This is a genomic window from Sphingomonas sp. BE123, from assembly GCF_031456015.1.
Classification (GTDB): domain Bacteria; phylum Pseudomonadota; class Alphaproteobacteria; order Sphingomonadales; family Sphingomonadaceae; genus Sphingomonas.
In genome coordinates, this window is sequence record NZ_JAVDTW010000002.1 from 695,814 (window position 1) to 718,165 (window position 22,352).

The 22,352-nt window shown below is 68.3% G+C and carries 27 protein-coding genes; 12 read left to right on the forward strand and 15 right to left on the reverse strand.

All coding sequences use genetic code 11. The features are described 5' to 3' along the window. Window positions 1-170: 170 nt before the first annotated feature. The 6 genes from J2Y54_RS11580 to J2Y54_RS11605 form a co-directional block, all read right to left on the reverse strand. On the reverse strand, window positions 171-377 hold the full coding sequence (locus tag J2Y54_RS11580) for a hypothetical protein (RefSeq protein WP_310039782.1): 207 nt from the start codon (window positions 375-377) through the stop codon (window positions 171-173). Beyond that, window positions 374-757, reverse strand: a complete 384-nt coding sequence (locus tag J2Y54_RS11585; RefSeq protein WP_310039785.1) for a VOC family protein — start codon at window positions 755-757, stop codon at window positions 374-376. The genes J2Y54_RS11580 and J2Y54_RS11585 overlap by 4 nt, the downstream gene beginning before the upstream one ends. Before the next feature lie 296 nt (window positions 758-1,053). Continuing rightward, window positions 1,054-3,795: a [protein-PII] uridylyltransferase gene (locus tag J2Y54_RS11590; protein ID WP_310039786.1), complete on the reverse strand. Its 2,742-nt coding sequence runs from the start codon at window positions 3,793-3,795 to the stop codon at window positions 1,054-1,056. A gap of 161 nt (window positions 3,796-3,956) precedes the next feature. Then, entirely contained in the window at window positions 3,957-4,505 is a 549-nt protein-coding gene (grpE, locus tag J2Y54_RS11595; RefSeq protein ID WP_310039787.1) for a nucleotide exchange factor GrpE, read from the reverse strand. Between the two features lie 24 nt (window positions 4,506-4,529). Beyond that, entirely contained in the window at window positions 4,530-5,573 is a 1,044-nt protein-coding gene (hrcA, locus tag J2Y54_RS11600; protein WP_310039788.1) for a heat-inducible transcriptional repressor HrcA, read from the reverse strand. A gap of 31 nt (window positions 5,574-5,604) precedes the next feature. After that, the gene (locus tag J2Y54_RS11605; RefSeq protein ID WP_310039789.1) at window positions 5,605-6,111 is read right to left on the reverse strand and encodes a DUF6438 domain-containing protein; all 507 of its coding nucleotides are present in this window, start codon (window positions 6,109-6,111) and stop codon (window positions 5,605-5,607) included. 91 nt (window positions 6,112-6,202) lie between these two features. Between J2Y54_RS11605 and rph the strand changes: the two genes are divergently transcribed. Then, the gene (gene rph / locus J2Y54_RS11610; RefSeq protein ID WP_310039791.1) at window positions 6,203-6,919 is read left to right on the forward strand and encodes a ribonuclease PH; all 717 of its coding nucleotides are present in this window, start codon (window positions 6,203-6,205) and stop codon (window positions 6,917-6,919) included. Then, window positions 6,916-7,584 (forward strand): RdgB/HAM1 family non-canonical purine NTP pyrophosphatase, encoded by a 669-nt coding sequence (gene rdgB, locus J2Y54_RS11615; RefSeq protein ID WP_310039793.1) that lies wholly within the window; start codon window positions 6,916-6,918, stop codon window positions 7,582-7,584. Before rph ends, rdgB begins: the two co-directional genes overlap by 4 nt. A gap of 47 nt (window positions 7,585-7,631) precedes the next feature. Here the strand turns inward: rdgB and J2Y54_RS11620 are convergent, their stop codons facing one another. Beyond that, window positions 7,632-8,120, reverse strand: coding sequence for a DUF892 family protein (locus J2Y54_RS11620; protein WP_310039794.1), 489 nt, complete (start codon window positions 8,118-8,120; stop codon window positions 7,632-7,634). 88 nt (window positions 8,121-8,208) lie between these two features. Here J2Y54_RS11620 and J2Y54_RS11625 point away from each other — a divergent pair, with 88 nt between their 5' ends. Next, window positions 8,209-8,874, forward strand: a complete 666-nt coding sequence (locus J2Y54_RS11625) for a hypothetical protein (RefSeq protein WP_310039795.1) — start codon at window positions 8,209-8,211, stop codon at window positions 8,872-8,874. A gap of 95 nt (window positions 8,875-8,969) precedes the next feature. Here the strand turns inward: J2Y54_RS11625 and J2Y54_RS11630 are convergent, their stop codons facing one another. Continuing rightward, the gene (locus J2Y54_RS11630; protein ID WP_310039797.1) at window positions 8,970-9,518 is read right to left on the reverse strand and encodes a CAP domain-containing protein; all 549 of its coding nucleotides are present in this window, start codon (window positions 9,516-9,518) and stop codon (window positions 8,970-8,972) included. A 39-nt stretch (window positions 9,519-9,557) separates the two neighbouring features. Between J2Y54_RS11630 and hemW the strand changes: the two genes are divergently transcribed. Then, complete coding sequence (gene hemW / locus J2Y54_RS11635) at window positions 9,558-10,697, forward strand: radical SAM family heme chaperone HemW (protein WP_310039799.1); 1,140 nt, start codon at window positions 9,558-9,560, stop codon at window positions 10,695-10,697. Between the two features lie 36 nt (window positions 10,698-10,733). Here the strand turns inward: hemW and J2Y54_RS11640 are convergent, their stop codons facing one another. Next, complete coding sequence (locus J2Y54_RS11640; protein WP_310039803.1) at window positions 10,734-11,897, reverse strand: penicillin-binding protein activator; 1,164 nt, start codon at window positions 11,895-11,897, stop codon at window positions 10,734-10,736. A gap of 45 nt (window positions 11,898-11,942) precedes the next feature. Between J2Y54_RS11640 and rsmI the strand changes: the two genes are divergently transcribed. The 4 genes from rsmI (at window position 11,943) to J2Y54_RS11660 (ending at window position 14,826) form a co-directional block, all read left to right on the forward strand. After that, on the forward strand, window positions 11,943-12,776 hold the full coding sequence (gene rsmI / locus J2Y54_RS11645) for a 16S rRNA (cytidine(1402)-2'-O)-methyltransferase (protein WP_310039805.1): 834 nt from the start codon (window positions 11,943-11,945) through the stop codon (window positions 12,774-12,776). After that, window positions 12,773-13,126 carry a YraN family protein gene (locus J2Y54_RS11650; RefSeq protein ID WP_310039807.1) on the forward strand — a complete coding sequence of 118 codons (354 nt, stop codon included), beginning with the start codon at window positions 12,773-12,775 and terminating at the stop codon, window positions 13,124-13,126. The genes rsmI and J2Y54_RS11650 overlap by 4 nt, the downstream gene beginning before the upstream one ends. A gap of 107 nt (window positions 13,127-13,233) precedes the next feature. Continuing rightward, entirely contained in the window at window positions 13,234-14,190 is a 957-nt protein-coding gene (gene gshB, locus J2Y54_RS11655) for a glutathione synthase (protein ID WP_310039808.1), read from the forward strand. A 33-nt stretch (window positions 14,191-14,223) separates the two neighbouring features. Next, window positions 14,224-14,826, forward strand: coding sequence for a DedA family protein (locus tag J2Y54_RS11660; protein ID WP_310039811.1), 603 nt, complete (start codon window positions 14,224-14,226; stop codon window positions 14,824-14,826). Here the strand turns inward: J2Y54_RS11660 and gloB are convergent. The 4 genes from gloB to J2Y54_RS11680 are packed head-to-tail and all read right to left on the reverse strand — an operon-like array spanning window position 14,823 to window position 17,546. Then, complete coding sequence (gene gloB, locus J2Y54_RS11665; protein WP_310039814.1) at window positions 14,823-15,554, reverse strand: hydroxyacylglutathione hydrolase; 732 nt, start codon at window positions 15,552-15,554, stop codon at window positions 14,823-14,825. The two genes, J2Y54_RS11660 and gloB, sit on opposite strands and share 4 nt — an antisense overlap. After that, window positions 15,554-16,018 (reverse strand): VOC family protein, encoded by a 465-nt coding sequence (locus J2Y54_RS11670; protein ID WP_310039817.1) that lies wholly within the window; start codon window positions 16,016-16,018, stop codon window positions 15,554-15,556. Before J2Y54_RS11670 ends, gloB begins: the two co-directional genes overlap by 1 nt. A gap of 53 nt (window positions 16,019-16,071) precedes the next feature. Beyond that, window positions 16,072-16,827, reverse strand: a complete 756-nt coding sequence (locus J2Y54_RS11675; protein ID WP_310039819.1) for a tetratricopeptide repeat protein — start codon at window positions 16,825-16,827, stop codon at window positions 16,072-16,074. Next, window positions 16,824-17,546: an alpha/beta hydrolase gene (locus tag J2Y54_RS11680; RefSeq protein WP_310039821.1), complete on the reverse strand. Its 723-nt coding sequence runs from the start codon at window positions 17,544-17,546 to the stop codon at window positions 16,824-16,826. The genes J2Y54_RS11675 and J2Y54_RS11680 overlap by 4 nt, the downstream gene beginning before the upstream one ends. Before the next feature lie 73 nt (window positions 17,547-17,619). On the opposite strand from J2Y54_RS11680, the gene J2Y54_RS11685 reads away from it, so the two are divergent. Beyond that, window positions 17,620-18,513 (forward strand): tyrosine recombinase XerC, encoded by an 894-nt coding sequence (locus tag J2Y54_RS11685; RefSeq protein ID WP_310039822.1) that lies wholly within the window; start codon window positions 17,620-17,622, stop codon window positions 18,511-18,513. Between the two features lie 61 nt (window positions 18,514-18,574). Further along, window positions 18,575-19,090, forward strand: coding sequence for a superoxide dismutase family protein (locus tag J2Y54_RS11690; protein ID WP_310039823.1), 516 nt, complete (start codon window positions 18,575-18,577; stop codon window positions 19,088-19,090). Window positions 19,091-19,096: 6 nt separating this feature from the next. Here the strand turns inward: J2Y54_RS11690 and thpR are convergent, their stop codons facing one another. Beyond that, window positions 19,097-19,636, reverse strand: coding sequence for an RNA 2',3'-cyclic phosphodiesterase (thpR, locus tag J2Y54_RS11695; protein WP_310039825.1), 540 nt, complete (start codon window positions 19,634-19,636; stop codon window positions 19,097-19,099). A gap of 129 nt (window positions 19,637-19,765) precedes the next feature. Here thpR and J2Y54_RS11700 point away from each other — a divergent pair, with 129 nt between their 5' ends. Both J2Y54_RS11700 and J2Y54_RS11705 read left to right on the forward strand, forming a co-directional pair. Then, window positions 19,766-20,512, forward strand: a complete 747-nt coding sequence (locus J2Y54_RS11700; protein ID WP_310039826.1) for a Bax inhibitor-1/YccA family protein — start codon at window positions 19,766-19,768, stop codon at window positions 20,510-20,512. 125 nt (window positions 20,513-20,637) lie between these two features. Continuing rightward, window positions 20,638-20,874: a hypothetical protein gene (locus J2Y54_RS11705; RefSeq protein ID WP_310039828.1), complete on the forward strand. Its 237-nt coding sequence runs from the start codon at window positions 20,638-20,640 to the stop codon at window positions 20,872-20,874. A 150-nt stretch (window positions 20,875-21,024) separates the two neighbouring features. Here the strand turns inward: J2Y54_RS11705 and J2Y54_RS11710 are convergent, their stop codons facing one another. Further along, window positions 21,025-22,338, reverse strand: coding sequence for an amidohydrolase (locus J2Y54_RS11710; RefSeq protein ID WP_310039830.1), 1,314 nt, complete (start codon window positions 22,336-22,338; stop codon window positions 21,025-21,027). Between the last annotated feature and the right edge of the window lie 14 nt (window positions 22,339-22,352).

A 22,352-nucleotide genomic window follows, 5' to 3' on the forward strand; every position in this document is an offset into this window, starting at 1 on the left:
CTCCACCAGCTTGCTGGGGGAGGGGGACCGCCCGCGTAGCGGGTGGTGGAGGGGCGCTGCGCGTAGACGCAGCGGGTCGCTTGCGGCACGCTTTCCGCGCCTTTGGCGCGGCCCCTCCACCATGCTGCGCATGGTCCCCCTCCCCTGAGCAAGCTCAGGGGAGGAACGGGTCAGTCTCCGCCGCCGCCGCCGTCTCCGCCGCTATCCCCGCCCGAGTCGCTGTCGGTGCGGTCGCGGTCGCCGGTGTCGCTGGCGTAGCTGGTGCCGCCGTCGCCGCCATCCTTTCGGCGCTTTGCCGTCTTCGCCGCGTTGAGCGAGATGGCAACGGTGACCAGCGAAATGGCCACTGCGCCGAGTGCGATCCAGACGGCGGTCATGCGGGTGGCTCCCATAATTCGATGGCGTTGCCCTCGGGATCGTGGATGCGGGCGAATTTGCCAACCTCCGGCGAATCCCATTCATCCTTGGTGATGATGTCGATTCCCGCCGCGTTGAGCTGTTCGAGCATGCCTTCAAGGTCGCGGACGCGCAGGTTGATCATGAACTGCTTGTCGGCGGGGAAATAGTCGGTGGTCGCCTTGAACGGGGCGAACACCATCGGGCCGCCCTGGGTGTGCCAGGTCCATTCATTGACCTCGCCCCCGCTATCCTCGGCGACGCAGCCCGCGCCGATGCCGAGATGCTCGCGATACCATGTGTTGAGCGCGTCCGGGTCCTTGGCCCGGAAGAATAGTCCGCCCATGCCGAGTACACCCATTGTTCGGTCCTCCCGTGGTGATGGGGGAGAGTAGGGAAACAGGCGGGCAAATCCATCCTTATCATCGCCCCCGGCTCGACCCGGGGCCGGGCTGTCTTTGGCCGGTGCTGAAGAAGAGGCCCGGGCCCGGCTCAAGGCCGGGCCGACGATGGAGCTTTAATCCTCCCCCGCCAGGGGGAGGTGTCAGCGCAGCTGACGGAGGGGGAGGAAGCGCGACGGCAAGAGGCTCTAGCGCACAGCCGTCCTCCCCCTCCGTCACCTTCGGCGCCACCTCCCCCTGGCGGGGGAGGATAAGGTCAGGCTGCCGACGCGAATTCGCCCAGCCCGGTCGCGGCATCCAGCAATCGGCGTTCGAGCGACTTCAGGCGCAGCACGGCGGTGATCTTGTCGCCGGTCAGGTCGGTTACGTAGAAGGTGTCGACCGCGCGCTCGCCATAGGTGGCGACATGCGCGCTATGGATCGTCACCTTGGATTGGAACAGCGCATAGGCAAGGTGATGGAGCAGCGCCGGGCGGTCGCGCGCCTGCACCTCGATCACGGTGAAGCGGTTCGACGCCTTGTTGTCGATCAGCACATTGGGTTCGATGTCGAACGCGTCGGCGCGCAGGCGCGGCAAGGGCTTGGCGGCGAGCTTTTCGGTGAGCTTGGCGCGGTTGGCGAGCGCCTCGGCGATCGCCGTCTCGATCCGCGCGAGCTGGCCAGGATCGTCGAACAGGCGGCCGAGCGGATCCTGAACCAGGAAATTGTCGAGCGCCATGCCGTCGCGCGTCGTGTGGATGCGCGCGTCGATGATGTTGCCGCCGGCAGCATGGATCGCGCCGGCGATGCGATAGAACAGGCCGGCATGATCGGCGGCATAGACGGTGACGAGCGTCGCGCCGCGATCGGGATAGACCGTCGCCTCGACCGACAGCTGCGCCCCGCCGACCCGGCCGACAAAACGCGCATTGCGTTCGATCACGTCCTCGGGCTCGGCGATCCAATAGGCGTCGGGCAGACGGCGGACAAAGTCGCCGACATCGGCGCCGACCGCAGCGGCCAGCACCGCCTGTTTCGCGGCGATCCGCTCGCCGCGCCCCTTTTGCTTGTGGCCGAGGCGCAGCACTTCCTCGGCACTGTCGAACAAATTGGTGAGCAGCTGGCGCTTCCACCCGTTCCACACGCCGGGACCGACCGCGCGGATATCGACCACGGTCAGGATCAGCAGCATCATCAGCCGCTGGGGCGATTGCACCACGGCGGTGAAGTCGAGGATCGTCTTGAAGTCGCTGAGGTCGCGCTTGAACGCGGTGGCGGACATCAGCAGGTGATAGCGGACCAGCCACGACACCGTCTCGGTCTCTGCCGCAGTCAGGCCGAAGCGCGGGCCGAGCTTGAGCGCGATCTCCGCCCCGATCACGCTGTGGTCGCCGCCGCGGCCCTTGGCGATATCGTGCAGCAGCACCGCGACATAGAGCGCGCGGCGCGAGGCGATCTGGCCGAAAATGCCGCTGGCGAGCGGGTGATCGTCCCTGAGCTCGCCGCGCTCGATCCGGTTGAGCAGCCCGACCGCGCGGATCGTGTGCTCGTCCACCGTGAAATGGTGGTACATGTCGAACTGCATCTGCGCGACGACGCGGCCAAAGTCCGGCACGAAGGCGCCGAATACCCCGGCTTCATTCATCCAGCGCAGCACGGTTTCCGGGTCGCGCGGGCTGGTCAGCACGTCCATGAACAGCGCGTTGGCGCGGCGGTCGTCGCGCCAGTCGGCGATCAGCTTAGCATCGCGATTGGCGGCGCGCATCGCCAGCGGATGGACTTCAAGGCCATGCAGGTCGGCGAGCTGGAACAGTTCGAGCAGCCGGACCGGGTCCTCGCGGAAGAAATCGTCGCGCGGCAAGGCAAGCCGGCCGCGGTCGAGGACGAAACCCTTGAGCTTGCGCGGGGAGCGGCGGATGCGGGGCAGGCCGAAGCGGCTGCCACGCGCGGCGAATTTCTCGTCCAGATGCGCGAGGAAGACGCCGGTCAGGTCGCCGACCATCTTCGCCTGAAGGAAGTAGAAGTGCATGAAGCGCTCGACCTTCGACTTGCCCGGCCGGTCGGCGTAGCGCATCCGCTCGGCGATCTCGCGCTGATAGTCGAAGGTCAGCCGGTCCTCGCCGCGCCGGGCGAGCGTGTGGAGGTGGCAGCGCACCGCCCACAGGAAATTCTCGGCGCGGCGGAACTGGCGATATTCGAGTTTGGTGAGCAGCCCGACTTCGACCAGGTCGGCGGGTTCACGCACGCCATGCGCGAACTTGCCGATCCAGAACAACGTGTGGAGGTCGCGCAGGCCGCCCTTGCCCTCCTTTACATTGGGTTCGACGACATAGCGGCTGTCGCCCATCTTGCGGTGGCGCTCGTCGCGCTCGGCGAGCTTCTGCGCGATGAAACCGCGCGCCCCGCCGCCCTGGATCTCGGCCTTGAAGCGCGCCGCCGCCTCGTCATAGAGCGCGGTATCGCCCCACACATAGCGTGCCTCGACCAGCGCGGTGCAGACGGTGACGTCGGCCTTTGCCTCGCGCACCATTTCGTCGAGCGAGCGCGAGCTGTGGCCGACCTTCAGCCCCATGTCCCATAGCGAGTAGAGGATCGATTCGATCACCTGCTCGCTCCACCCGGTCTGCTTCCACGGGGTGATGAAGCCGATATCGACATCGCTGTGCGGCGCCATCTCGCCGCGCCCATAGCCGCCGACCGCGATCAGCGTCATGCGTTCGGCCGCGGTCGGGTTGCTGTTGGGATAAAGGCGCGTGAGGGTGAAGTCCCACAGCGTGCGCAGCAGCTGATCCATCAGGAACGCGCCGCTCGCCGCGCTTTCATGCCCCTTGGCCGGGTGGTCGATCAGGCGGCGGGCGATCTCGGCGCGGCCATCCTCCAAGGCTCGCTTGAGGCGAAGTGCGGCGGCCTGGCGCAGCCGCATCGTGTCGGGCGCGTCAAGCGCGGCGAGGTCGTCCGCCAGCGCCCGCCGGTCGACGATCGCGCGGCGGTGAGGGATGGAGTCAAAGCGGCCGGACATGAGGGGGAGATAGGGGAGGTCGCGCGATCGCGCTACCCGCCTCTTAGCCCCTCCCCTTCAGGGGAGGGGTTGGGGTGGGGGCTATCCTCTTGGCAACCGGTCTCGGTGAGACTTCGCGGCCCTACCCCCATCCCCTCCCCTGAAGGGGAGGGGCGAAAGATTTAGTCCGGCGTCTTCGCCACACCCACCAGCGCCGGGCGGAGCAGGCGGTCGCGGATCATGTAGCCGGACTGGATTTCCTGCACGATCGTGCCGGGTTCGGCGTCGGCGCTGGGCATTTCCATCATCGCCTGGTGGCGATTGGGGTCGAGCGCCTCGCCGAGCGCGGTGATCTTCGAGATGCCGTGGCGGGCGAAGACGCTGTCGAGTTCGCGCCCGGTCGCTTCGAGGCCGGTGATCAGCCCCTTCATCTTGTCGTCCTCGCGCAATTCCTCGGGGATCGCGGCGAGTGCGCGGCCGAGATTGTCGGCGACCGACAGGATGTCGCGGGCAAAGCCGGTCGCGGCGTAATTGCGCGCGTCCTCGGCTTCCTTCTGCGCGCGGCGCAGCAGGTTCTGCGCCTCGGCGCGGGCGTAAAGCGTTGCGGACTTGGCTTCGGCGAGTTCCGCCTCAAGCGCGGCGACGCGGTCCTGTTCGGCCACTTCGGGGGCCCCCTCTGCGGTTTCCTGACGGAGGTCGTCGGTCGCTTCGGTCTTGGGTTCTTCGGTCATGGTTCCTGCGTGTTTTCTTATGGTTCAGGCCAGCAATCTGGCCAGGGTCGATGCCGTGAAGTCCACCATGGGCACGACGCGCGCATAGTTCAACCGGGTCGGGCCGATAACACCCACCACGCCGACCACGCGGCCGTCCATCGCGCGCACCGGCTTGGCGATGACGGAGGAGCCGGACAAGGCGAACAGCTTGTTCTCTGACCCGATGAAGATGCGCGCGGCGTCGGCCTCGCGCGCGCTGTCGAGCAGGCGGGCGATTTCCTCCTTGCCCTCCAGCTCGTCGAGCAGGCGGGTGACGCGGTCGAGATCCTCGGCCAGCGCGGATTCGAGCAACCGGCCCTGACCGCGCACGATCAGCACCGGGCGATCGTCGCCATCCTGCGACCAGACGGCGAGGCCGCGCTCGACCAGGGTGCGGGCGGCATCGTCGAGCGCGGCGCGTTCGCTCGCGATCTGGGTCGCGATGCGGGCACGCGCTTGCGACAGCGTAAGGCCGCCGAGCGTGGCGGTGAGGTAATTGGCGGCCTGCTCCAGCGTCGCCGGGGGCAGGCCGGGGGGCAGTTCGACCACGCGGTTCTCGACCGAGCCGTCTTCGCCCACCAGCACGGCCAGCGCACGGTCATTGCCCAAGGGCACGAAGCCGAACTGGCGCAACACGCGCTCTGCCTTGGGCACCAGCACCATGCCGGCGCAGGCGGAGAGGCCCGAGAGCGCGGCGGTGGTGGCGGCGAGCGCCTCCTCGACCGGGCCGCGCGCGTCGGCGCGTGCCTCGATCGCGGCGCGCTCCTCAGCCGAGGGTTCGTTGGCCTGCATCATGCCATCGACGAATAGGCGCAGGCCAAGCTCGGTCGGCATCCGCCCCGCGCTGGTATGCGGCGCGGCGAGCAGGCCGAGCTCCTCCAGATCCTGCATGACGTTGCGGATCGAGGCGGGGGAGAGGTTGAGGCCGGGCGCGCGCGAGATGGTGCGCGAGCCGACCGGCTGACCCGCGTCGAGATATGATTCGACCACGACGCGAAAGATGTCGCGGGCGCGGTCGGTCAGCTCGGTGATCGGCGGGGTGGTCACGAATGCGAATGTAGCGTGTTGGCGGCTGCTCTCAAGGCCGCTCGCCGATCAGCGGGGTTAGTGCGGGGATCAGGTCGGGGGCGTTGCCGATGGCGTCGGCCATGGCGCGGTTGGCGTCCATGTCGCAGCCGAAATAGTAGGAGAGGCTGCTCTTGCCCGCGGGGCCGGTCCAGCTGATTTCGGCGCTGGGCATGTCGGTCGCGGCGCGTTCGCAGCCTTTTTCGCCATGCGCGTAGCGTCGGCTGGTGCCGGGCTTGGGGCGGTAGGGGGCGAGTGCGGCGGCGAAACTGTCGAACTGGGCGCGCGTGAGCTTGAAGGACTTGGTGCCGCCGGTCTGGGTGAAACGCTTGCCTTCGAAGCTGCCGTTGCCATTGGCCTGAACCGTGAAAGCATAGACCGGGCAGGCGCCGAAACAGGGGCCGGTGCTGTAGCTGATCTGGGTCACGGCGGCGGCGGGGGGCGGGACCTCTGGCGCGGGCGTGCGCGCGCAGCCTGCGATCGCCAGTCCCAGCACCACGATCAACCCAAGCCGTTTCATGCCATTTCTCCGACGGAGCGAAGCGCAAGACTGGCGCGTTCGTTCCCGTGCGTCTAGGTCCGCAGCGAAACGAACCTTGGAGAATATTTTTATGCGCCCCAGCGGCCGCGCCCCCGATCAGATGCGTGCGATCAGCATCGAACCGAACTTCACCATCCATGCCGAAGGATCGGTGCTGGTGAGTTTCGGCAATACCAAGGTGCTGGTGACCGCGAGTGTCGAGGAGCGGGTGCCGCCGTTCCTGCGCGGCAAGGGCGAGGGCTGGGTCACGGCCGAGTACGGTATGCTCCCGCGCGCGACGCATACCCGTGGCAGCCGCGAGGCGGCGAAGGGCAAGCAGTCGGGGCGGACGCAGGAGATCCAGCGGCTGATCGGGCGCAGCTTGCGCGCGGTCACCGACCTCAAGGCGCTGGGCGAGCGCCAGATCACGCTGGATTGCGACGTGATTCAGGCCGATGGCGGCACGCGCACGGCGGCGATCAGCGGCGCGTGGGTCGCGTTGCGTCTGGCAGTCGACAAGCTGATGGCCGAGGGCAAGCTGACCGGCGATCCGATCATGCAGCAGGTCGCGGCGGTGTCGTGCGGCATCTATCAGGGTACGCCGGTGCTCGACCTCGATTATGACGAGGACAGCGCGGCGGATGCGGATGCGAACTTCGTGCTGCTGGCCGATGGCAAGATCGCCGAGGCGCAGGCGACCGCCGAGGGCGCGACCTATGACGAGGAAGGGCTGCTGCGGCTGCTCCGCCTCGCGCGGATCGGGTGCGGCGAGATTTTCGCGGCGCAGCTGAAGGCAGCGGGACGGTGAGCGGCGAGGGCGACGCCCCGCAGGCGATCCGCAAGCTCCAGCCGGGCAAGCTGGTCATCGCCAGCCATAATGAGGGCAAGGTGCGCGAGATTCGCGACCTGCTCGCCCCCTATGGTATCGAGCCGATCAGCGCGGCGTCGCTCGACCTGCCCGAACCGGAAGAGACCGGCACGACCTTCGTCGCCAATGCCGAGTTGAAGGCGATGCAGGCGGCGGACCTGTCGGGGCTGCCCGCACTGGCCGATGACAGCGGGCTGTGCGTCGACGCGCTGGGCGGCGATCCGGGGATCTTCTCCGCGCGTTGGGGCCTGGCCGATCCAGGGATTGCCGGGCTGGAGCCGGTGACCGGCGAAGGGCGCGATTTCGACCTGGCGATGCGGCGGGTGAACTACAAGCTGGAGGCGCTGCCCGAGGGCACGTCGCGCGCGGCGCATTTCGTGTGCGCGCTGGCGCTGGCGTGGCCCGACGGGCATGTCGAATGGTTCGAGGGGCGCGTCGACGGGACGCTGGTCTGGCCGCCGCGCGGGGACAAGGGCTTCGGCTATGACCCGATGTTCGTGCCCGAGGGGCATGCGCGCAGCTTTGGCGAAATGAACCCAGCCGCGAAGCACGCGATGAGCCATCGCGCCGACGCGTTCGCCCAGCTTGTTGCGGCGGTGTTCTAGGGTCTTTCTGTGTGGCCGGGGCCGGTTCCGCTTTGCTGGACCCGACCCTACACCACCAGGTCGCGCAGGATCGCGTCGAGCAGGATGACGAGCGCGGCATCGGTACGCGCTTCCTCATCGCGCGAGATGGTCAGCGTGCGCACCAGCGCGTCGCGGTTCATGCGCCGCGCAAGGCCGATCGCGGTCTCGTAGCTGACCCGTTCGGCCTGTTTGCCCTTGCGAAATGCGCCGACCAGCGCGGTGTCGCGCAGCGGCCCGGGCGCGATGGTATCGGCGTCGCGTGCGGCATCGTCGAGAATGGCGCGCAGCCAGATATTGCGCGGCCCCTGGACGTCACCGTCCAGCGCCGCGATCGCCGACTTCAGCCGCTCCGCCTGTGCCTGCGCGGCGCGTGCCTCTTCGGCGAGATAGGTTCCGGTCCGGTAGGACGCGTTGCGTTGCAGATCAGCCGAGCGCTCGATCCACGCCAGTTCGGCATCGTGCAAATCCTGAAGTGCGACAATCAGCAGAGCGTGGGGGGTAAGGGTGTCGGCCATCGACGCAGAACGCGTGGCTCTGCGCTACGCTCCCTGACAAAATCGGTCCTGTGGTGGTCGGAGCGATCTGCGCGCGATAGGGGGGGGCATGGCAACATTCGTCCACCTGACCAGCCACCGCAACCTGCCCGGGATCCGGCGCGGCGGGATCGGCTTTGTCAAAAAGGACGGATGGCGGCCCGACCGTATCTATGCCCTGCCGGTAACGCGCGAGTTCAACATCGCGCATCAATGGCTGCGCGAGTTGCGGCGGACCGGGAGCGGGACGATCGCGGGGGTCTATTTCCGTATTCCCGATGACGAGATCGTCGCGGTGTCGCACTATAACGGCGCGCCGGTCGAGATGCGCGCGGCCGAGGCGGTGGCGCTGATGCTGGCAGCCGAGCAGCGCGATCCGGCGACAGCGCGCGTGGCGGACAAGGCGTCGAATGCGGTGCAGCGGGGGCGGGCGCTGCCATCCTCGCCCGAGGGATTTCAGGTAGCGATCGCGCGGCCGATCGCGAAGTCGGAGATTCTGCGCTTCAAGATGCTGCCGCAAGTGACCGGGTGGCGCTATATGCCCGGCGCGAATGGCAATGCGCCGTGCGGCTGCATCTGCTGCGAGAAGGGCAATTGGGGCATCCGCAAGCTGGAGCGCCGGCTGGAGGCCGATGAGGCGGCGGGGCGGACGCCGAAATTCCAGCTGTTCGGGCGGAATGAGGCGTCGTTCGCGCGGGTGGAGCGGATGAAGGGGCGGCTGGCAAAACAGCCGTGAACAGCTCGGCAAAATTCCGCCCTCTGCGGGGGCGGCCCCTCCGTCAGCGCTGCGCGCTGCCACCTCCCCTGAGCAAGCTCAGGGGAGGAATGAGCTCAGGGCAACGCTACCTGACCCATGACGTTGCCGGCCGGGGAGTAGCGGCAGACCAGCACGTCCTCGCGCGCGTTGCTTGCCAGCGCGCAGCCGACGCGGGTGGTGCGCGACCAGACGATCTGGGCGTAATGGCCGGCATCGACGAAACGTCCGGTGCGGCTGATGTTGGGGATCGGGCGGTTCAGATAGTCGCGGCGTTCGGCGACCCAATGGCCCGCCATTTCTTCGTAGCGATAGGCGCTGCGCGTACCCTTCCACAGATTTTCGCCTTGCGCTGCCGGACCGCGCGGCTGGCGTGAATGTTCGAACGCGCCGCGTCGGGCAAGGTCGCGGGCATAGGCGGCGGCGTCGCGGGCAAGGGCATCGTCCCAGGTCAGCGGCGCTACGTTGACGGCGGCGCGGGCGGCATTGTGCGCGGCGAGCATCGCGCTGCGCAGGCGTTCGGCACCGCCCGGGGCAGGAGCCATCGACTCGCGGCGCTCGACGAACTCCTTGGGCGCTTCGTTCTGGGGCGAGCAGGCGGCAAGGAACAGGAACGGCAGCAGCATCTTTCGGAAACTCCCGATCCGGCGCATAGCGCGCGCAACATGAATGGTTCCGAACCGACCGCTGCGGCCCCGCTGGCGCTTTACGTCCACTGGCCGTTCTGCGTGTCCAAATGCCCCTATTGCGATTTCAACAGCCATGTCCGCGAGGTGGTGGATCAGGATGCGTGGCGCAAGGCGCTGCTCGCCGACCTGGCGCATGAGGCAGCGCTGCTGCCCGGGCGGCGGCTGGGGTCGATCTTTTTCGGGGGCGGCACCCCGTCGCTGATGCCGCCCGAGACGGTGGCGGCGGTGATCGATGCGGCGGTAGCGGCATGGGCGCCGCAGGGCGATCTGGAAGTAACGCTGGAGGCCAATCCGTCATCGGTCGAGGCGGCGCGGTTCGCCGATCTCGCCGCCGCCGGGGTCAATCGCGTGTCGCTGGGGCTGCAGGCGCTGGACGATGATGCGCTGGCGTTTCTGGGGCGGGCGCATGGCGTGGCCGAAGGGCTGGGCGCGCTGGAAACGGCGCAGCGGCATTTCGGGCGGGTGAGTTTCGATCTGATCTATGCGCGACCGGGGCAGTCGGTGGCGGACTGGGAGGCGGAGCTGGCGCGGGCGCTGAGTTTCGGGACCGAGCATCTGTCGCTGTACCAGCTGACGATCGAGCCGGGGACGCGCTTTGCAACGCTGGCGGCGAAGGGCGATCTGGTGATCCCGGATGCCGATGCGGCGGCGGACCTGTGGGATGTGACGCAGGCGCTGACCGGGGCGGCGGGCCTGCCGCTGTACGAAGTGTCGAACCATGCGCGGCCGGGGGCGAAGAGCCGGCATAACCTCAGCTACTGGCGCTACACCGATTATGCCGGGGTCGGGCCGGGTGCGCATGGGCGGCGGACCGGGCACGCGACGACGCGGCACAAGAAGCCGGAAAACTGGCTGAATGCCGTCGCGCGCAACGGGCATGGGCTGCAGGAGGAGATCGCGCTGTCGCCGGGCGAGCGCGCGACCGAGGCGCTGGTGATGGGGCTGAGACTGGCCGAGGGCGTCGATCTGGCGCGGATCGGGGCGGATTATGTCGACCTGGCGGCGGTGGAACGGCTGGCGGCGCACGGGTTGATCGTGCGCGCAGGCGATCGGCTGCGGGTGACCGGTGCGGGGATGCCGGTGCTCGAAGGAATATTGCGGGAGGTGGTTCGTTAGGGTCCTCCCCCGGCAAGCCGGGGGAGGATTGATCGGCTACCGCCCGAAGCCCTGCGGCGCGGGAGAGACGGTGACCGTGGTGCCGCCGCGCAGCTCCTGCACCTCGAGCGCGCGTTCGGCGACGCCGTCGCGACCGAAGCGGAACGCGCCGTCGATCCCGCCAAAGCCGTCGCGATCGACCAGCCGGTCGGCGGGGAAACGGTCGCCGGGGCGCCAGTCGCGGGCGATGCGCACGGTGAGCAGCACAGCGTCATAGCCAAGCGTCGAGAGGCGATAGGGCGCAGCGCCGAAGCGCGCGCGATACTTGTTGGCATAGGTGCGGTAGAGCGTGTCCGAGACGCTGGCGAACCAGCTGCCGTTGAGCGCGGTCATCCCGCCAACGGCTGAATCGCTGTTCCACAATTCGGTGCCGAGGATGCGCGCAGTGGCGCTGGCGCGGCGGATGCCGGGGACCGCAGTGACGGCGCCGGTGGCGCTGTCGGCGATCAGCACCGCCTGAAACGGCGAGCGGGTGAGGCGGGCGATCGCGGCATTCATCGCGGGGGCGCCGCGATTATAGGTCTCGAGCGCGGTGACCTTGCCGCCGGCACCCTCGACCGCGCGGAGAAAGGCGGTGCTGGCGCGTTCGCCATAGAGGCCGCTGGGGATCAGCCCGGCAAACTCGGTGATACCGCTGCGCCGGGCGTAATCGACCACCCGCTCGATAGACTGGGCGGGGGTGAAGCCGAGCACATAGGTGCCGTTTCCGGCGACCCCGACATCGTTCGAGAAGCTGAGCACCGGAACCCCGGCGCGACGCGCCAGCGGCGCCACCGCGCGGACATCCTCCGACAGCAGCGGGCCGAGGATGAGGGTATTGCCATCGGCCAGCGCGCGGGTCGCTGCGGCAGCGGCGCCCGGGGCGGTGTCATAGGTGGTGATGCGGACATTGTCCGCCTTGGTGTCGAGAATCGCGAGCTGGGTCGCATTGGCGATGCTGCGCCCGATCCCGGCATTGGGGCCGGAGGTGGGGACGAGCAGCGCGACGCGGTGGCGGGCCACATCCTCTTCGGGCAGGCCGGGGCGGACCGGGCCGGGGGCGGGGCGGACCGGCTGAACCGGTTCGGGGCGTACCGGCTCCGGCGGCGGGGCGGAGGGGCGGACGCAGGCGGACAGCGCCAGCGCGGCGCCGATGACCAGTCCCCGCAAGAGTGTTGCCATGCCCGGTTGGCGTTTCGCTGCTACCTCTGTCATGACGACTCCCCGATGACCTCTGTTCTTGCGCCCGGCCTCTACATCGTCGCGACCCCGATCGGCAATCTCGGCGATCTATCTCCACGCGCGGCTGAAATACTCCTGAACGCCGATGTGGTTGCGGTGGAGGACTCGCGGGTGACAGCGGGACTGTTCCGGCATCTGGGGGCCAAGCGCCCGATGACGCCCTATCACGACCATAATGCCGAGGCGGTACGGCCCGGGCTGGTGGCGCGGATGGCAAGCCAGGCGGTAGCGCTGGTGTCGGACGCGGGCACGCCGCTGATCTCCGATCCCGGATACAAGCTGGTGCGCGATGCGCGGGCGGCGGGGCATGCGGTGACGACGATCCCCGGCCCGTGCGCGGGGATTGCAGCGCTCACGCTGGCCGGGCTGCCGACCGACCGGTTCCTGTTCATGGGGTTCCTGCCGAGCAAGCAGCAGGCGCGTGCCGAGGCGATTGCCGAAGTCGCCGGGGTGCGCGCCACATTGGTGTTTTACGAGAGCGGGCCACGGCTGTCGGCGGCGCTCGCGGCGCTGGCGCAGGGGCTGGGGGACCGCGAGGCGGCGGTGGCGCGCGAGATCACCAAGAAATTCGAGGAATGCGTGACGGGCACGCTGACCGAACTCTCGGCGCGCTATGCCGAGGGCGGGCCGAAGGGCGAGATCGTCGTGGTGGTCGCCCCGCCGGGTGAGGCGGCGCCGGCAAGCGCGGAGGACGCCGATGCGGCGCTGGCCGAAGCGCTGACGCGGCTGCCGGCGTCCAAGGCGGCGGGCGAGGTGGCCAAACGACTGGGGCTGGATCGCAAGGCGCTGTACGCGCGGGCGATGGAGCTGAAGGGGTGAGAGACCGCCGCGCTGCCGAGCAATCGGGCCGCGACGGGGAGACGCGGGCGGCGTGGTATTTGCGGTTGCGCGGGTGGCGGATTCTCGACCGGCGCGTGCGGACCCCGGCGGGAGAGGTCGATCTGGTCGCCAGGCGGGGCAGACTGGTCGCGTTTGTCGAGGTCAAGGCGCGCAAGACTGCGGCCGAGCTGGACTTTGCGATCGATGAGCGGCGGCTGGCGCGGGTGGCGGCGGCGGCGGAATATCTGATGCCGCGTTTTGCCGCGAATGGCGAGGATATCCGGGTCGACGTGCTGCTGCTCGCGCCCGGAGTGCGGCCGCGGCATATCGAGAATGCGTGGATCGGGTGACAATCGGCTTCCGGCACCCTACTTCGCCGTCACCCGGCGAAAGCTGGGCTCTCAAGCCGCATGAGACCCCAGCTTTCGCTGGGGTGACGGACTTGGAAGGAGTCTCGATGCCCCTCACCGTCGTTGTCCAGATGGATCCGCTCGATTCGATCAATGTCGCGGGGGACTCGACCTTTGCGCTGATGCTGTCGGCGCAAGCGCGCGGGCATCGGCTGTTTCACTACGTGCCCGAGGCGCTGAACTATGCCGATGGGCGGGTATGGGCGAAGGCGCATCCGGTGACGGTGCAGCGCGTGGCGGGCAATCATTTCGAGTTCGGCGATCCCGTCAGTCTCGATCTGGGCGAGGACGCCGATGTCGTGCTGATGCGGCAGGATCCGCCGTTCGACCTGGGCTATATCACCGCGACGCATCTGCTCGAGCGGATCGCCGACCGGACGCTGGTGGTCAATGATCCCGCCAGCGTGCGCAATGCGCCGGAGAAGCTGTGGGTGCTCGACTTTGCGCGCTTCATGCCGCCGACGCTGATCACGCGCGACTATGACGAGGCGAAGGCGTTCCTCGCCAAGCATGGTGCGATCGTGGTCAAGCCGCTGCACGGCAATGGCGGCAAGGCGATCTTCAAGATCGACCGCGACGGCGCGAACCTGTCGTCGCTGATCGAGGTGTTCAACACCGCCTATCGCGAGCCGCATATGGTGCAGGCGTTCCTTCCCAATGTGGCCAAGGGCGACAAGCGCATCGTGCTGGTCGATGGCGAGGTGGCGGGGGCGGTCAACCGCGTGCCGGGCGCGGGCGAGATCCGGTCGAACCTGGCGGTCGGGGGCACGGCGGCGAAGACCGAGCTGACCGCGAAGGAGGCCGAGATTTGCGCCGCGCTGGCGCCCGAGCTCAAGCGGCGCGGGCTGATCTTTGTCGGGATCGACGTGATCGGCGGCGAGTGGCTGACCGAAATCAACGTGACGTCGCCGACGGGGATCGTCGCGATCGACAAGTTCAACGGAACGGACACCGCCGCGATGATCTGGGATGCGATCGAGGCACGGGTGGCCGCGCGCGCCTGATCCAATCGGCCACTGCTGCGTTACGCGTCACCCATGACCGAATTTATCCTCAACCTGATCGCCTGGGGCGGCTATATCGGGATTTTCATCCTGATGACGCTCGAGAATGTGTTCCCGCCGATCCCGTCGGAGGTGATCATGGGGCTGGGCGGGATGGCGGTCGCGCGCGGCGACATGGACATGACCCCGCTGCTGATCGTCGCGACGCTGGGCACCACGTTCGGCAACATGTTCTGGTACGGCGTCGGGCGCTGGATCGGGATTGCGCGGCTCAAACCGTTCGTTGAGCGCCATGGCCGCTGGCTGACGCTGACATGGGATGATGTCGAGAAGCTCAACGCCTTCTTCCACCGGCACGGCGGGTGGGTGGTGTTCTTCTTCCGCTTCCTGCCGACCTTCCGGACGATGATCTCGCTTCCCGCCGGCATGGCCAAGATGGGGCTGCCGCGCTTCCTGCTCGCGACGTTCGTCGGCAGCGCGATCTGGAACGCGGTGCTGGCCTATGCCGGACTGTTGCTGGGGTCGCGGTTTCAGGAGCTGCAGGTCTATGTCGGGCCGGTCGCGGTCGTCACCACGGCGGCGGTTGTCCTGGTGTGGGGCTATCGCGTGGTGACGTGGAAGCGGCGGGAGCGTTAGCCCCGGAAGCTGTCCTTGGCTGCGCGGCGTTCGGCCAGTTGCTCGGCCGAGGCGGCGCGCATGAACGGGTTGGTGGCGCGCTCGAGCGCGATGGTGGTCGGCACGGTCGGCAGGCCCTGCGCGCGCATCGCATCGACTTCGGCCATGCGTTCGCTGAGCGCCCGATTGTCCGGCTCGGCGACCAGCGCGTAACGGCCGTTCGACTGGGTATATTCGTGCGCGCAATAGACGGTCGTATCGCCGGGCAGCGCGGCAAGCCGTTGCATGTTCGCGAACATCTGCGCCGCCGTCCCTTCGAACAGGCGGCCGCAGCCCATCGCGAACAGCGTGTCGCCGACGAAGACGAGTCTCCCCTCGGGCAGATGATAGGCGATATGGCCGGCGGTGTGGGCGGGGACGTCGATCACCGCCGCCTGAAACGCGCCGAGCGTCACCGTGTCACCCTCCGCCACCAGCCGGTCGGCGGTGGGGATCTTGGCGGCTTCGGCGGCCGGCGCAATCACGGTACAGCCGGTCGCAGCCTTGATCGCGGCATTGCCCCCGGTGTGATCGGGGTGCCAATGGGTGTTCCAGATGGCCGAGATCGTCCAGCCGCGCGCTGTGGCAGCTTCCAGCACCGGCTCCGCCACGGCAGGGTCGACGACGATCGTCTCCCCCGACGCGGCATCATGCGCGAGCCAGATATAATTGTCGCTGAGCGCGGGGATGCGGACGACCTCGATCCCCATCACCAGACCCCGGTATTGGGCATCGAGGCCCAGGGTTCGGCGGGGTCGAGATGCCCGTCCTGCAGCAGCTCGACCGAGATTCCGTCCGGGCTGCGCACGAACGCCATATGGCCGTCGCGCGGCGGGCGGTTGATCGTCACGCCGGCGTCCATCAACCGCTGGCAGGTTTCGTAGATATTCTCCACACGATAGGCGAGGTGCCCGAAATTGCGGCCGCCGGTGTAGGTTTCCGCCGGGCTGCCATCCTCGGGCGGCCAGTTATAGGTGAGTTCCACCTCGGCGCGCGGGCGTCCGTCACGCTCGGAGGTCTCTGCGGCAATGTCGCCCGGGGCAGCGAGGAAGATCAGCGTGAAGCGGCCCTTCTCGCTCTCCATCCGCCGGGTTTCCTTGAGGCCGAGCAGTTCGAAGAAGCGGATCGAGGCGTCCGGGTCGGTCACCCGGATCATGGTGTGGAGATAGTGCATCGGGAGTCCCTGTCGCTGGTTCGGGCCAGAGATAGGGAAAAATGCCCCGGTTGCTATTCCTCGGTTGCAAATTGTTGGAGCGCCGCCCGCGCCGAGGCGCCGATCGGGCCGTCGGGCGAGAGCTGCGCGGCGCGGGTCCAGGCGGCCTTGGCCCCGGCTTCGTCGCGGGCGACGGCGGCGATATTGCCCGCCTCAAGCTGGACCGAGGCGTCGTCGCCGGCCATCTCCACCGCCCTGCCGATATGTTCGCGTGCGAGGGGCACATTGCCGGTACGGCGCGCGAGATTGGCGGAGAGCAGCCACGCCATCGGGTCTTTCGCGGCGTGGACCAGCGCCTTGTCGAGGTCGCTGCGCGCGCCGGCAAGGTCGCCCGATGCGACCAGCGCGCGGGCGCGGTCCAAATGCGCTTCGCCCAGCTCCAAGCCCTCCAGCGTGCCGGTGGCGAGCGCAGCGTCGAGCGCGGCGCGCGCCTTGGCCGCCTCACCGGCGGCGAGCCAGGCATTGCCGGCCTGCGCCCAGTATTTTGACGCACGACGGTCGCGCGCCACTTCGGCCTCGCGCGCGGCGGTTTCGAACGCGCCGCCCGCGCTGACCCAGCGCTGTTGCCGGGCATAGGCCATGCCGCGGCATTGTTCGGCGAGGAAACGCCCACCCGCCATGCGCCAGCGATTGGCTTCGGCGATTCCCGCCGCGGGTTCGTCGACCGCGAGTTCGACGCAGCGTTCCCAGCGCTGTTCCTCGGGTGAGGGCGGGCCGACGGGCGCGGGCGGCGTGACACTCTGGGCGGCGGCGAGGAGCAGGAACATCATGGCGTCGGGACGAGATCCTCAAGGGTGCGCAGGATCAGGGCGATGTCCTGCGGGCGCGACAGGCGGTGATCGCCGTCCTTGACGAGGAGTGTCTGCACATCGTCTGAACGAAGCAGGCCGGCAAGGGTGACGCTGCGTTCCCATGGCACATCGGGGTCGCGCTGGCCGTGGATCAGCCGGGTGGGGATGTCGAGGTCGATGGGGCCGTGCATCAGCCGGTTCGCCTCGCCCGAGGACCAGAAGGCGCGGGTGGTGAGAGTGGGCTCGGGCGAATATTCCGAAGGCTGTTCGAGGCGGCCTTCGTTGAGCAGGGTCAGTTTCTGCGCCTGTGTGAACCCCCAGTCGGTGAAGTCGGGAGCAGCGGCAATGCCGACCAAGGCGACGACACGCTCGGGTCGCGCTTTCGCCACCAGCAGCATGATCCAGCCACCCATCGACGATCCGACGAGGATGACGGGCCCTTCGATAACGCGGTCGATCAGCAGAAGGACATCGTCGCGCCAGCTGGCGAGCGTCTGATCCGCGAACGCGCCTTCGCTTTCGCCGCAGCCGGCATAGTCTAAGCGCAGAACGGCACGGCCGGTGGATTGCGCCCAGGCCTCGATCGCGACCGCCTTGCTCCCGCTCATGTCGGAGGCGTAGCCGGGGAGGAAGACGATGGTCGGCCCGGTGCCGGGCGTGTGGCGATAGGCGAGGCGGTGGCCGTTGGCGTTGATCATGGGACGGGTCTTAGGCGGAAAGTTGTGTCGATTGAACCATGACGCGCACGTCGCGCGTGACTAGGGTGACGCCATGGACGACCGCCCGCTTCCCCTGTTGTTCGGTGCCCACCTGGCACGGGATCGGCGGCGCTCGGCGCATACGGTGCGCGCTTATGAAGCGACGGCGGCTCGGTTGATCGCGTTTTTGTCGGGGCATTGGGGCGGGGCGGTGGATCGCGCGGCGCTGGGCAAGGTCAGCGCGGCGGATCTGCGCGCCTATCTGGCGCAGCGGCGCAGCGACGGGATCGGCAATGCCAGCGCGGCGCGCGAATTGTCGGCGGTGCGGGCGTTCCTCGCCTTTGCGGGCGGAGCGGACGCCGAGCTGCCCCGGCTGCGAGGCCCACGTGTGTGCAAGGGCGTGCCGCGCCCGGTGTCGCCCGATGAAGCGGTGGCGCTGGCGGAAGAGGTGGCGGACGATGCGCGCGAGCCGTGGATCGCCGCGCGTGACCTGGCAGTGCTGTTGCTGCTTTATGGCGCGGGGCTGCGCATCGGCGAGGCGATGGCGCTGACCGGCGCGGCGCTGCCGCTCGGCGAGACGCTGCGGGTGACCGGCAAGCGCGACAAGACGCGGATCGTGCCGCTGTTGCCGCAGGTACGCGCGGCGGTGGAGGAATATGTGCGCCTCTGTCCCTATGGCACGGCGCCGGGCGCGCCGCTGTTTCGCGGGGCGCGCGGCGGGCCGCTCGATCCGGCGCTGGTGCGGCGGGCGGTGCGGGCGGCGCGGGTGCGGCTGGGCCTGCCCGAGCGGACGACGCCGCATGCGCTGCGCCACAGCTTTGCCACGCATTTGCTGGGGCGCGGGGCGGATCTGCGTGCCTTGCAGGAACTGCTCGGCCATGCCAGCCTGAGCTCGACGCAAATCTATACCGCGGTGGACGCTGCGCATCTGCTCGACGTCTATCGCAACGCGCATCCGCGGGCGTGAGCGCGGAACCCTTTCCCCGCTGACCCATTGGGGTGGCGGGTTTCCAGAACAGGAGAAGAAGATGATCCGGACCGGTTGCGCAATCGCCGCGCTTGCCCTCACCGCCGCGTGCAGCGGTGGCGCCACCAGCAGCGACCCCGCGCGCGCCACGGCGCAGCTCAAGCGCGCCGATGGCAGCGCGGCGGGCAGCGCGGTGGCGACCGTGACCAATGGCGGGCTGTCGGTGAACGTGTCGGTGACCGGCATCTCGCCCGGGCCGCATGGCGTGCATGTACACATGACCGGCAAGTGCGATGCGCCGGGCTTTACCACTGCCGGCGGGCACTGGAATCCGGGCGCGACACAGCATGGGCTGGAGAATCCGCAGGGCGCGCATGCCGGCGACATGCCCAATTTGATCGTGCAGCCCGATGGCACCGGCACGCTGACCTACAAGCTGGGGTCGGGGACGATGGACGGGCTGCTCGACGCCGATGGCGCGGCGTTCGTGGTCCATGCCGGGCCGGACGACCAGAAGACCGATCCGTCGGGCAACAGCGGCGACCGCATCGCGTGCGGCGTGTTCGCGGCCGGGTAATCGTGTTTACGGGCCGGTCAGCGGATAGCGCGTGATCGGCTCGTAACTGGCGCCGCCAGTGCCGAGGCGGCTTTCGTACAATGTCATGTGCGTGACGCTGAACGCCGGGCTGGTCAGCGCGGCGTGGCGGGCGAGAAAGGCATCGACCGGCCCCGCCGAGCGCGCGAGCCGCGCCAGCGTGATGTGCGGCAGATAGGCGCGGTGCTCCGGCTCAAGCCCGATGCGGACCATCGCCCGGTCGATCTTGCGGTGAAGTGCGGCGAGCGGCTCGCGCGGCGCGACCCCGGCCCAGACCGCATTGGGGCGCCCCTTGCTGTCGAACATGCCGCACCCGTCGAGGCGCAGCGGCGGCAGGTCGGCACGGATGGTCGACAGCGCGACGGCGACGTCCTCCGCCATGCGCGAATCGACGTCGCCGATGAAGCGCAGCGTGAGGTGAAGCTGATCGTCATCCTGCCAGCGGGCGTCTTCAATCCCGTCCATGCGATCGATGAGCAGCTCGCGGATCGGCGGCGGCGGGCGCAATGCGACGAACAGGCGGTGCATTGCCGGGGATTAACCCATTTCGTCAGAGACGGCGATTCCGGTTTTCCTTGAATCTCGCCCGGCAAAGCATGATATTCGATCACATCCGGGCGGCCGATATCCAGAGACCGCCGGGCAAAGGAGTTTGAGATGGCTAACTGGTCTGACCCCCACACGACCGCCGCGCCGTACGCGACGGCCGCAGGTACGCGGGATAGCGCCGCGTATGATGCGGGGCTGCGGTCCTACATGCTTTCGGTTTACAACTACATGGCTTCGGGCGTGCTGCTGAGCGGCATCGTCGCGCTGATGTTCGCCTGGGGCGGCACCGAATCGATCGCCTATTCGGTCTTCGCCAATGGCGGGCCGCTGGTGTGGCTGATCATCCTGTCGCCGCTGGCGATCGTGTTCGCGATGAGCTTTGGCCAGAACAAGTTTTCGACCCCTGCGCTGCAGGGCATGTTCTGGGCGTTCACGGTGCTGATGGGCCTGTCGCTGTCGACGCTGCTGCTGCGCTACACCGGTACGTCGGTCGCGCAGGCGTTCTTCGCCGCGGCAGCCGGTTTCGCCGGCCTCAGCCTCTATGGCTACACGACCAAGAAGGACCTGTCGGGGTTCGGCAGCTTCCTGATCGTCGGCCTGATCGGCATCATCGTCGCGTCGATCATCAACATCTTCACCCAGTCGAGCACGCTGTCGCTGATCATCAGCGTCGCCGGCGTGCTGATCTTCGCGGGTCTGACGGCGTATGACACGCAGCGGATCAAGAGCGTCTATCAGTATGTCGCCGGCACCGACATGGTCGGCAAGGCAGTGATCATGGGTGCGCTGACGCTGTATCTGGACTTCATCAACATGTTCCAGTTCATCCTCAGCCTGATCGGCAACCGCGAATAATCCGCGACGCCGTGACGAAATCGGGAGGGCCCGGCCAGCGATGGCCGGGCCCTTCTGCGTTTCGGGGGCGGAACGCGGGACGCGTGGCGCGCGTTTTGATCGTCCACCCAGATGGGAGAGAGACGATGGACGACGATAACAAGCGCGGCGACGCCGGGACTGACGAAAGCATCGCCGAGCGGCTGGAAAAGAACCCCGAGAGCAAGCAGGCGCGGCTCGACCGCGCGCTGGACGAATCGATGGATGCGTCCGACCCGCCCTCGGGGACGCAGCCGGTGCATTCGAACCAGGCGCCAGCCGCGACCGGCTATGATGCCGAGAAGGAGGCCGAGCTGGCGAAGAAAAGGGCTGAGACGGAGTAAATATCAATCCTCCCCCGCAAGGGGGAGGAGTCAGCGCAGCTGACGGAGGGGGCGGAAGCACCTCGGCGAGAGACGAGAGGGCGCAGCTGTCCTCCCCCTCCGTCGCCTCCGGCGCCACCTCCCCCTGGCGGGGGAGGATTAACTCGCAACCTAACGCTTCATCACGTCGAGCGCCGCCGCGGTCATCGCTTCCGCGGCGGTGCCGATCACCTTTTCTGCATCGGGCGCCCATTTCGGGCTGTGCAGCGAGGGCAGGCCCACGCCGCCATTGGCCTGCGCCTTCTCCCATGCGTCTTGCGGGACGCCGCCCACCCAATAGATCACGCTTTTCACCGACGGATCCGCGATCGGGTAGCGGCCGAAATCCTCGCCCGCCATGGTCGGGGCGATGTCTTGCACCCGACCCTCGCCGAAGCGGGCGGTGAACAGCGTCTTCAGCTGGCCTGCGAACGCGGGGTCGCTGACGGCGGGCGGCGTGAAGGGTTCGCGCACGGTGACGATCGGCATGCGATCCTCCGGCACGCCGGCCGCGATCGCCTCACCTTTCGCAATCCGCGCGATTCCGTCGATCAGCTGCTTGCGCACCTCTGGCGTATAGGCGCGGACGGTGAGCAGCAGCAGTGCCTGATCCGGGATGATGTTGTGGCGCGTGCCGCCCTGGAAGCTGCCGACCGTGACCACGGCGGAATCGAGCGGGTCGATCTCCCGCGCCACCAATGTCTGCAGCGCCGAGACGATGCGCGCGCCAAGCACGATCGGGTCCTTGGTCGTTGCGGGATAGGCGCCGTGACCGCCGACACCCTTCACCACGATGTCGACCGAATCGACGCTGGCGAAGGTCGGGCCGCTGCGGATGCCGATCGTTCCGGCGGGCAGCGCGGCGCTGTTGTGGAAGGCGATGGCGTGAGTCGGCTTTGGGAAGCGGGTGTAGAGCCCGTCCTTGAGCATCGCGAGCGCGCCGGCGCTGTTCTCCTCCGCCGGTTGTGCGACCATCACGAGCGTGCCGCGCCACTGATCCTTCATCGCCGCGAGGTTGCGCAGCGTGCCGACCCAGGCGGTCATGTGCGTGTCGTGCGCACAGGCGTGCATTACGCCGCTCTCGACCCCTTCGGGTGTGCGGGTGCGCACCTTGGACGCGAAGGGCAGACCGGTTTCCTCGGTCACCGGAAGGCCGTCCATATCGGCGCGGATCATCACCACCGGGCCGTCGCCATTCTTCAGCACCGCGACCACGCCGGTTCCGCCGACCTGTTCGGTGACCGCGTAGCCGGCCTTGCGCGCTTCGGCGGCGAGCTTGGCGGCGGTCCGGACCTCGGCTTCGCTGACCTCGGGATTGGCGTGCAGGTCGCGATAGAGCGCCATCAGCGACGGCAGTTCGCGCGTCGTGGCGTCGCGGACGCCATCGGCGGCGGCTGGGGTGACGAGCGCGAGCGTCGCGGCGGCGGTGGCGAGGAGCGTCTTCATCGCGCCAGCCTAGC